We start from the raw sequence: 10,057 nt of genomic DNA on the forward strand, positions 1-10,057 counted from the left end.
CATTGTGGTCCCACCTGATCCCATCCCGAACTCAGAAGTGAAACGCAATCGCGCCGATGGTAGTGTGGGGTCTCCCCATGTGAGAGTAGGTCATCGCCAAGCGCCTAATTTAGCTTAATGTGCAAACGTTAAGTTAAAGGAGCGGTAGTTCAGTTGGTTAGAATACCGGCCTGTCACGCCGGGGGTCGCGGGTTCGAGTCCCGTCCGCTCCGCCAACATTTCGATAAGCCCTAACAGCAATGTTAGGGCTTTTTCGTCTTTGGAATTTATCTATTTAAATTGTCGCGGAATCCTGTTCTGCAGCATTTATCCCTCTCATTTATGAGCGCATCACTGTGTGATGTACCATACCAATCGTATTCAATATCTGTTCATTTCGCGGAGTACAAAGCACTTTAGGCAAGGTGAAGGCTTGAAGGCATAATGGGCTCTGCCAAAAGCCTCGATCGCAGTATAAGCGCTTTACCATGCAGTGAACACCTGACAGCTTTAAAGGCATCCTGCTTCCTGTGGGATTGACTTAAAATGGAATAACTCTTTCTGCGTTATGCGCCTCGAATTGAAATACCTGTAAGGCTATGAACTGATGAGATATTTGATTTGGCTGGTTTCAATGGCGAGCTAAATTTAGTGGTATCGGGACAGTGTCAGTGGTTTGCTTAAATGAACTTGAGAATGAAAATACTCGACTAAAAAGCGGTTAAAGGCTGAAGTAATTGCAGAGATGATAATCCAATTTTGTTGATCACTATAAATACCCCTTTAGTGATTAGAAGAATATAGCCTACTTAAAAATCACTAAAAGTGAGCCATAGGGAGCGCTCTTATCGGCCTGATTTAAACTGGCTTATAGCGTCTCTAAGGCTAATATTCTGTCAACTAAATAGCTTAAAAGCTTTGTTTGACTAAAAATCACCATTCCCAACTGTTTACTGAATCGCCCCCCGTGTAAGGTACCGAAAAATCGATATGGGCGACGTTGCCATAACTGGATCTAGATGAATAAATCCGCGCGCCAATACCTATGCTACCTAGCGGGCCGTTGACTTCGTTATTGTCGGCTAAGGGGCCGCCAGAGGCTTGGCCTACATCCGCAAAGACTGCCCAGCCGAGTTCGGCTAATTGGTATAAGTTGATATTCGGATAATTGCGGATTTCGGCGGTAAATAACCATTGGTTATCCCCTTGTTGATATTCGTTGGGATAACCTCGTACTCCAGTTTCATCCCCAAGTCCTTGAGTTAGATCGAGATAGGTATTATTGGATAGGCTTGCCCAAGCTTTGCCATAGGCAATCCATTTAGGATTGATTTGATAGAAGTATTCCGCTTGTACATTAGCCTGAAAAGTGTCTTTTTGTGTGGTGCCTAGAGTGCTGGTCGCGCCCATTTCCAGTAACCAAAGATGTTCATCAAATTTATAACCCCTACTGGTTTGCCATTTAAGGTGGTAACCCACTGGGTTATTGTCGCCGATATCATTGGTTTCAATACCGAGTTGGATATAGTGATGCCATCCTAAGTTAAAGTCTTCATTATTACGGATCAGGTGCACGTTGTTGAGTATCTGAAAATCATCTTGAACATATTCATAGGCAACCCAGGGATACATAAAGTCCCTATCTTGTGGTAACGCTGAGTTGGGATACACCTCTGAATTGGCAAACTCGTGTTTGTCTTGGGTAAAGCCAGCAATAAAGCGAGACAGATTGTCGTTGCTTCTATTGAGTAACCAACCATATTGCAAATTAAGGTAATCGACAGTGTGGGCAAACTCGTTCACCTCTTGCCCATTTTGTCTCAAAATATCGGTGCGGCTATCATCTAAAAACTCGGCCGAGTACATGGTCTCAGTATTCAATGAATAGAAAGGCTTGCTCACGTACACATGTTTAGCTTGGCCGTCACTATTATCATAAAATTCAGCGGCGACAATGCCGTGATCAATAAAACTCACGGGTGCCTCAAAGGCAAACTTATAGCCAGTGCGGGATTCGTTAGATTGATACTTTAAGCGGGTGCGAATGCCAGTACCTAGAAGGTTATCTTCTTTTACGCCAAAGGAATAACGAGTGTCACCTCCTGAGCTGCTAAAGCTGGCCGTTGGCAGTAGCGACCAGTTGTCCCAAGTTTCAATAATAATGGATTCATCTTCGAGGGGAGAATCCGTTTGGGGATCCTTCTCACTTGTATAAACTTTGGCATCACGAATATAGGGTTCGGCGCGCAATAAACGTTGAGACTCATCGAGATCTTTTTGGGTGACCGTATCGTTTTCGCTAAAGGTAAGCTTATCGCGAACCACATATTCCTTGGTATTTATATGCAGATAGTTCGCCCAACGGTGGATAAAAAATGCATCGGGATCTGACTCGTCGAAGATAGGATTGCTTACAACGATGATCTTACTAACCTTTTTTGGGGCTTGATCCGAGGTGGTTTTGGGCGCAACCTCATCCGCTGTGGCTAGGTTGACTAGACCACAGAGGCAACAAGGTAGAATCGATGCATACAGGGTAAACTTCTGCATAAAACCACTCCCGTAAACTGGATGGCGACAGCTTAAGGTTCTGCTGCTTCACAATTTAATAACACACGGGATATGACGATTAGTCAAGTAAACATTTTAATAAGATTATGATTTTACATAAGGTTATTTTAAGAATAGGGCTGGAGTTGGCGCCAGCCCTGAGGATGAATGTTATAGCGTACGCCTTGGTGGTACTACGACGTTGGCAAAAATCAGTCCGGCGATAAGCGACATAAAGATCAAAAAGATCTGCGAGCCAATATGGGATTGGTTAAGCATAGTTTCGCCGGAGATCAGCGCGTTCAGCCCTATGTAGGTTTTACTGCCGGGTACTAAGATCACAATGCCTTGCAGCAATGCAATTGAGGCGGGAGCCTTCATCCAACGGGCATAAAGATTGGAGTAAACTCCTACGGCTAGGGCACCAAAAAAGATCCCCACCGAATCCCCAAAAAAGTGCCCACCTAACATGGCGGAGAAAAATGCGACAATTCCCGCTAGAACGCCCCAAGGCGAATCTTGCATCCGTGCTTTAAAGATGAACACCAGCGCCATAGAAAGGATGGGCACCGCCGACCAAATCGCCCAGCGAGGCAATCCTTCCGGTTCGATATAAATGGCCTCACCGAAGAAGGCTTTACCAATTGCCATCCCCAAAACTGCACCAAAATATAGCTTAAACAACAGCATACTGGCGTCCATGATCCGCGCTGTGCCCGAAATCAAATCGCGTGCCGCCAGCTCAGCAAGCCCCAAGGTTAAGGCTAAACCGGGAATAAAGATGATGATCGAGGAGAGGATCACCACCGGAATATTAATATTAGGGTCGATGCGGGCAATGGCGCAGGCGGCAATGGCGCAAACAATCGTCGCGAATGGCTCTAACACTTCTGCCATGCGAGTCGAGCGCTCGGCGCGGTATACAAAGCCATAGACTAGCAAGCCTAACAAACCAGACCAAAAAACATCGTTCCACCCTGTGCCCATCAACATGGCAAATGCCGCTGCTGAGGTGCCGAAGGAAAAACAAGTTAGTGCTGGGCCGTAGGGGTTGGGTTTGTTGGCGATTTCCTCTAGCCTGTCTAAGGCTTCGGTGAGCGTGCGTTTACCTGAGGTGAGTTCATCCACCAGTTCATCGGTGCGGGCGAGAGAACCTAAATCCAACTCGCCGGGTTTTACCCGCGCAACATGGTTATATTCTTGATCGGTATCGTGTTGTAATACGAAGGTCATGGAGGTCGGCGAGATTAAAAAATAACCTTCGATTCCGAGCGTCCGAGAAACGGTTTGTAAATGGGTTTCAAGACGGTAAGCGGGTGTGCCAAACTTATGCAAAGCCTTACCTAGCTTAATGATAAATTTACGCTTTTCGAGAAACTGTTCGTTATCCAATCGGGCTATTCGCTGTATAAAAAGTTGTAAGAGATTGCGCGCGCATATTAACCTATCTCGTCACTAAAAGGTTAATGGCTTTTAACCTTAATACAAATAAATTGCTGAATTTTTGCGGTGTATACCGCGCTTATGTTAATTAAAAGGGAGTTGCTATGCCATTAATCGTTACAGGGTTTTACGCCAGCTTGACTGGGTTGTTAATCATTGCTTTAGCGTATCGAGTGGTGAAATTAAGACGAAGCCAAAAAATCGGTCTCGGTGACGGCGGTAACGATGCTTTAGCACTGGCGAACAGGGTGCACGCAAATCTAATTGAGAATGCGCCCATCGTATTGATTTTAATGCTAGTGGCCGAGGCGGGTGGCTTAGCGCATTTCTATTTGCACTGCTTTGGTACTGTATGGATTGTAGCGCGTTTACTCCATGCTATTGGCTTAACTCAAGGCAAAGGCGGTTATCATTTCGGCCGTTTTTGGGGCGTGTTGCTCACTTGGTTGGTGACTATCAGCCTAGCCCTAGTCAACTTAGTGCATTTTTCCCAAAGTCTGTAACTGCTGGGATAGGTAATGGCCGTCTAAGCCATATCCTTAGCCACTTTAGGGGTATTAAGCGCATTGGCGTAAATACCCCGAAAAACACCTCTGCTGCTGTTTTTTTAATCGCACTTATCCCTGTTTGCCTGCTATACTCCGCGTCCCTAAATCGGTGCGGCTTGCTTTTGTCTGCACCTTTGTTTGACATTACGTTTTTGGGTCAAAATCGATGCAAGTTGAATCCACACTGTTTAGCCATCCCAAGTATTGGGCCGAATGTTTTGGCACAGCGCCTTTCTTACCTATGTCCCGCAAGGAGATGGAGAAATTAGGCTGGGACAGCTGTGACATTATTATCGTCACTGGCGATGCCTATGTGGATCATCCTAGTTTTGGTATGGCGGTGATTGGCCGTATGTTAGAAGCCCAAGGCTACCGCGTCGGGATTATTGCCCAGCCCGATTGGTCGAGCAAAGATGCCTTTATGCAGCTAGGGCGCCCGAATCTATTTTTTGGCGTTACCGCCGGCAATATGGATTCAATGATCAACCGCTACACCGCCGATCGCCGTATTCGCAGCGATGATGCCTATACTCCGGGCGATGTCGGCGGTAAGCGCCCCGACCGCGCTGTGACGGTTTATACCCAACGTTGTAAAGAAGCCTACAAAGATGTGCCTGTCATTATCGGCGGCATCGAAGCGAGTCTGCGCCGTATTGCGCACTACGATTATTGGTCGGATAAAGTCCGCCGCAGCGTGATTTTTGATGCCAAGGCCGACATTTTAATGTACGGCAACGCCGAGCGTCCGCTGGCCGAAGTGGCGCGTCGTTTAGCGGCGGGCGAAGCGATTGCGGATATCCAAGATGTGCGCGGTACTGCCGTTATCCGTAAAGAGCCTATGCCCGAGTGGCGTGGGATGGATTCTCGCAAGATAGATCAACTACATAAGATCGATCCTATCCCGAACCCCTATGGCGCCGACGATGTGGGCTGCGCCAATTTATCAGGCCCATCGGATGTTAAAATTTTCGATAACGATGCGCCAAAGCCTATCAGTGTGCAGCCGCCACGCCCTAAGCCATGGGATAAAACCTATGTGCTGCTGCCTGCCTTTGAAAAGGTGTCTGAAGACAAATATTTATACGCCCATGCTTCGCGGATTTTGCACCAAGAGCAAAACCCGGGTTGTGCGCGGGCGTTGTTCCAGCCCCACGGTGACCGTGGCGTGTGGGTGAACCCACCAGCTTGGCCACTCAATACCGACGAAATGGATGCCGTGTTCGATTTACCCTATAAACGGGTGCCGCATCCTGCCTACGGCAAGGAGAAAATCCCTGCCTATGACATGATCAAAACCTCGATCAACATTATGCGCGGCTGCTTTGGTGGCTGTTCATTCTGCTCGATTACCGAGCACGAAGGCCGAATTATCCAGAGCCGTTCGCAAGAATCGATTATCAAAGAAATCAAAGATATTCAGGATAAGGTTCCCGGTTTTACTGGGGTGATTTCTGACTTAGGTGGCCCCACTGCCAACATGTATCGCCTCGGTTGTACCAGTGAAAAAGCGGAGAAAACCTGTCGCCGTTTATCCTGTGTGTATCCATCGATTTGCGGCCATTTAGGCACAGATCATAAACATACTATCGACTTGTACCGCGCTGCTCGTGCTGTGCCCGGCATTAAGAAAATCTTGATTGCTTCGGGTGTGCGTTACGACTTAGCGATTGAAGATCCTGCTTATGTCAAAGAGTTGGTCCAGCACCATGTGGGCGGCTATTTAAAAATCGCCCCTGAGCATACCGAAGAAGGGCCGCTCAGCAAGATGATGAAACCCGGCATGGGCGCCTACGATAAGTTTAAAGAGCTGTTCGATAAGTTTTCTAAGGAAGCGGGTAAAGAGCAGTTCCTGATCCCTTATTTTATTTCGGCGCATCCCGGCACAACCGACGAGGATATGCTTAACCTCGCACTCTGGTTGAAGGAGCGTAAGTTTAAGCTCGACCAAGTGCAAAACTTCTATCCATCGCCAATGGCCAATGCGACGACTATTTATCACACTGAGCTTAACTCGCTGAAAAACGTCAAGCACACCAGTGAAGTAGTGCCAGTGCCGAAGAAGGGCCGCCAACGCCGCCTGCATAAGGCGCTGCTGCGTTACCATGATCCAGCGGGTTGGCCGATTATCCGTGAAGGCTTGATTGCCATGGGACGTGAAGATTTGATTGGTAACAGTCCGAATCACCTTGTTCCACCAGAAGGGCGCAACGAACGTGGCCCGAAATGGATGAAGGATGCTAACCAAGGGCAAAAAGCCCTGACGCGTTTCTCGGGCAATCAGTTCGATGAGCGAAAGGGTAAAGGCGATGCCAAGGGCAAACCGAGCGCAAGCAAGCCTAAGGGACCCAAGTCTGGGGCGAATGCAACGCAAGGTCAGCAGCCTAAGAGCAGCCGTCCGGGAGCTAAGGCTCCTTTTGGTCAGTCGGGCTTTAAGGGAAAATCAGAGCAGGGTAAAGCTGGCCACCAAGGCCGCGGAAACAAAGCCTCTTCAGGCCGTCAGCACGCCAAGTAACGGTGAAAAAAAGCCACTCCAGTAAATCTATTTGGAGTGGCGCAGAGATGATGGTAAACCAGCGGTACCATCCAATGAGTGTGTTGCGAGCGTTTGTAGACGGAACGTGCGCCGCACCTCAGTCTCAAATGGGCCCACGGATATGAGGAACGTGAGCCACTATCCCTCAATGTACGGGAGAGCCTGATGAAGACTTTCCATTCCTAAAAGAAGTAGTTAATCCCTACCGCAAAGCCATTATCTTCCTGTGCTTCGAGTGCTGGATCATCCATGTTGCTGAAATCTAACTTCATTTCGGCAAACATCACAGTGTCGTTACTGTAACGGTAGTGCAGGCCAAGCATGGCGAATTGGCGGGTCCATTTGCCTTGGATTGGCGTACTGGCATCTGTGTCTAAGTCCAAATAGCTGAGGACAATCATAGGCACAAAGCCATTATCGAATTGATAGGCCGTCATCAGCTCAGCGCCAGTAGCGTCGTAGAGTTCGCCGCCGACCAGCTCATTGTTCTTACTCTGATGGGCGTTAAAGCCGACGTAGAGACCGCTGGCTTCGCGGTTATCGGCGTAGTGATAGTAATCACCATACATGGCACCGATACCGACGATTTCGTTGGTTTCATCGACTTGAGTGTTACCTAGGTGGCCTTCAAAGTCGCCACGATTAAAGCCGGCGAGCAGTTTAAATTTATCGGTGAGTGAGTAGGTCAGGCTGGCACCGTAACTGCTGTCGAAATTGAGCTCAGAGTTAGTCATTTCGCTGCCGTCGTCGTTTTTTAAGGTGACATCACCATTGGTTTTGGCGGCGTATTGTAGGGCGATTTGCACTGGGCCAAAGCTATTGCGGTAGATAAACGCAGAGTCGGCACGGCCTGTTCCGGTTAACCCGCCATCGCTAAAGGCATAGGCACCGACACTATATCCGGCGAAGACGTTCGGTAAGTCCGTTGTGCCTGCGACATCGTAGTAAGCGCCCCATTGCTTACCAAAGCTGAGACTACCCCATTCATCGTGTGACATACCGACATAGCCTAAGCGGTTGTAGAGGAAGTCTTCGGTTTTTTCGGCGGCCAATTTGCCACCTTGCATCACTAAACTGTCATCGCTAGACACCATGTTGATGCCCCATTCCGTGGTGGCAAAGGCGGTCCAGCCATTTCTCTCGCTGCGTTCAAAGCTAAATCGTACTCGGGAGGAGTCATCGATTACTGAGGTATCGTGGCTGTCGTTGAGTGCCGCGAAGCCTAACCAACCGCTTAAATCTAATGAATTTTTTTGATCGTTATAGAGTTCAATCGCTTGGCTGCTGGTGGCCACCAACAGCATAGGTAGCATTAACGCTATGCAGGTTTTTTTCATCATTCCACCGAAATTTGGCAAGTTTTGTCTGGGGACCTTAAGCACTGTGGCTTAAGGTCCCTAAAGACGGATTGCTGTTAAGTTTCTTATTTATTAAGGGATTAGACTCGCAGGTGCATTGTGCTCACGCCGCTTTGATCCCAACGCTTGGGGTTTTATTTGAAATCACCCCGTAGATGGTCCAACCGAAGAAGGTCACGATAGCACCTAACATCACAGCAGTTTCACCAGAGCTATAGAGGGCGTAGAAGCTATACAGGGCGCCGATAATCGCAATCACGTTGGCAACACGGGCTTTGTTGGCTGGCACCTTGAGTTGTTTTTGCATCACACCTAGGGCTGCCATCGACAGGATATAAGGCACAATGTTCGTTACCACCGCAAGGTTAACGAGCGCTTCAAACTGTTTGCTCAGTGATGGACTGATAGTCATCAAAGACAGCAGGGTTTGAATCGAAACGATGATGGTCATCCCCCAAATTGGCGCATCTGCTTTGCTGACTTTAGCGAACACTTTAGGGAAGAAACCTTCATCGGCAGAGGCTTTAAACACTTGCGCGATAGTGAACTGCCAACCGAGCAGTGAACCTGTACAGGAGATAATGGCGCAGGCCATTACGATTTTACCCACAACAGGGTTAAACATTTGCGCGAAGGCTAAACCAAAAGGTGCGTTTGAATTAGCAAGTTCGGCGTTAGGCACAATCCCAGCTATCACGTTGGTGGAAACGATATAGATAAGCGCTGCTCCTAACGTTCCGCCCATTACGGCGATAGGAACGTTTTTCTCTGGGTTATCAACGGCCTCTGAGTTAGCACAAGCCGATTCTAAGCCAAGGAATGCCCATAAGGTCATCGCGATAGAACCGCCTAAGGCTTTGAAGAACGGCATATCATGTGGGTTCCATGCACCTTTATAGAGGTCGATGTCGAACCAGAACCAACCGACTAACGACACGCCAATCACTGGCAGAATAATCCCCCACACGGTCACGCTGCTCACGCGGCCTGTAATGCGAGCACCACCAAAGTTTGCGACAGTGGCTAACCAAAGCACGCCAATGGTGGCAAGACAGATAGCCATTGGGCTTAAGTTCACTTCGAGCAGCACCGCGGCATAACCCACGGCGGAGATAGCGATGGCGACGTTAGCGATAAGTAGCGAAACCGCATAGGTGTAGTTCGCCATAAAGTTACCGCTGCGGCCAAAGGCATATTCGGCATAACCGCCCATACCACCGGTTTTTTTACTGAACATACCGCATTTTGCAAACGCAAAAGCCAGCGCGGTTGAGCCTGCGGCGGTCACAAGCCAAGAAAGCACAGAGATAGTACCGACTTGGGCTAATTGGGTGGGCAGCATGATAATCCCAGAGCCCATCATATTCACTATGGTGATAATCGTTAATTGGACAACGCCAATTTTATTTTCTGATTTACTCATAATAATGACCTAATAATATAATTCATTATAGAAGGTTGAAATTGACTGTAGAGCGGGGTTAATTAACTCTACAGTCAGATTCAATTATTTATTTAATACACCCGATTTCAGATAATAAGTGCGACATTCATGGAAAGGTGTAGAAGAGGAAGCCAACTGCTAAAAGTGGTACGCTCTTCTCGCCAAAGAAACAAGCAGTACTACCATGAATTATCAGCAGGAG

Annotated in this window: 6 protein-coding genes, 1 tRNA gene and 1 rRNA gene; 4 read left to right on the top strand and 4 right to left on the bottom strand. The window is 48.0% G+C overall.

Going from position 1 to position 10,057, the window contains the following annotated elements; all coding sequences use genetic code 11:
- Positions 1–102 (top strand): 5S ribosomal RNA (gene rrf / locus AEA42_RS07420); the annotation flags it as partial.
- 36 nt (positions 103–138) lie between these two features.
- Positions 139–215: transfer RNA gene (locus AEA42_RS07425), tRNA-Asp, on the top strand.
- A 697-nt stretch (positions 216–912) separates the two neighbouring features.
- Here the strand turns inward: AEA42_RS07425 and AEA42_RS07430 are convergent.
- Complete coding sequence (locus tag AEA42_RS07430; protein ID WP_055647365.1) at positions 913–2,529, bottom strand: hypothetical protein; 1,617 nt, start codon at positions 2,527–2,529, stop codon at positions 913–915.
- 171 nt (positions 2,530–2,700) lie between these two features.
- Complete coding sequence (locus tag AEA42_RS07435) at positions 2,701–3,921, bottom strand: threonine/serine exporter family protein (protein WP_037413798.1); 1,221 nt, start codon at positions 3,919–3,921, stop codon at positions 2,701–2,703.
- Between the two features lie 155 nt (positions 3,922–4,076).
- On the opposite strand from AEA42_RS07435, the gene AEA42_RS07440 reads away from it, so the two are divergent.
- Together AEA42_RS07440 and AEA42_RS07445 are read left to right on the top strand one after the other, a co-directional pair.
- A complete protein-coding gene (locus tag AEA42_RS07440; protein WP_037413796.1) occupies positions 4,077–4,475 on the top strand; it encodes an MAPEG family protein in 399 nt (132 codons plus the stop codon).
- 211 nt (positions 4,476–4,686) lie between these two features.
- Positions 4,687–7,032 carry a YgiQ family radical SAM protein gene (locus AEA42_RS07445; RefSeq protein ID WP_055647366.1) on the top strand — a complete coding sequence of 782 codons (2,346 nt, stop codon included), beginning with the start codon at positions 4,687–4,689 and terminating at the stop codon, positions 7,030–7,032.
- Positions 7,033–7,235: 203 nt separating this feature from the next.
- Here the strand turns inward: AEA42_RS07445 and AEA42_RS07450 are convergent, their stop codons facing one another.
- Positions 7,236–8,390, bottom strand: a complete 1,155-nt coding sequence (locus tag AEA42_RS07450) for a porin (protein ID WP_047534155.1) — start codon at positions 8,388–8,390, stop codon at positions 7,236–7,238.
- A gap of 124 nt (positions 8,391–8,514) precedes the next feature.
- On the bottom strand, positions 8,515–9,834 hold the full coding sequence (potE, locus tag AEA42_RS07455; RefSeq protein WP_055647367.1) for a putrescine-ornithine antiporter: 1,320 nt from the start codon (positions 9,832–9,834) through the stop codon (positions 8,515–8,517).
- Between the last annotated feature and the right edge of the window lie 223 nt (positions 9,835–10,057).

This window comes from Shewanella sp. Sh95, from assembly GCF_001308045.1.
Lineage (GTDB): Bacteria > Pseudomonadota > Gammaproteobacteria > Enterobacterales > Shewanellaceae > Shewanella > Shewanella xiamenensis.

Excerpts from the sequence above, each read along its gene's own strand:
- AEA42_RS07430 (WP_055647365.1), bottom strand. The coding sequence starts at position 2,529 with ATGCAGAAGTTTACCCTGTATGCATCGATTCTACCTTGTTGCCTCTGT.
- AEA42_RS07440 (WP_037413796.1), top strand. The coding sequence starts at position 4,077 with ATGCCATTAATCGTTACAGGGTTTTACGCCAGCTTGACTGGGTTGTTA.
- AEA42_RS07445 (WP_055647366.1), top strand. The coding sequence starts at position 4,687 with ATGCAAGTTGAATCCACACTGTTTAGCCATCCCAAGTATTGGGCCGAA.
- AEA42_RS07450 (WP_047534155.1), bottom strand. The coding sequence starts at position 8,390 with ATGAAAAAAACCTGCATAGCGTTAATGCTACCTATGCTGTTGGTGGCC.
- potE (WP_055647367.1), bottom strand. The coding sequence starts at position 9,834 with ATGAGTAAATCAGAAAATAAAATTGGCGTTGTCCAATTAACGATTATC.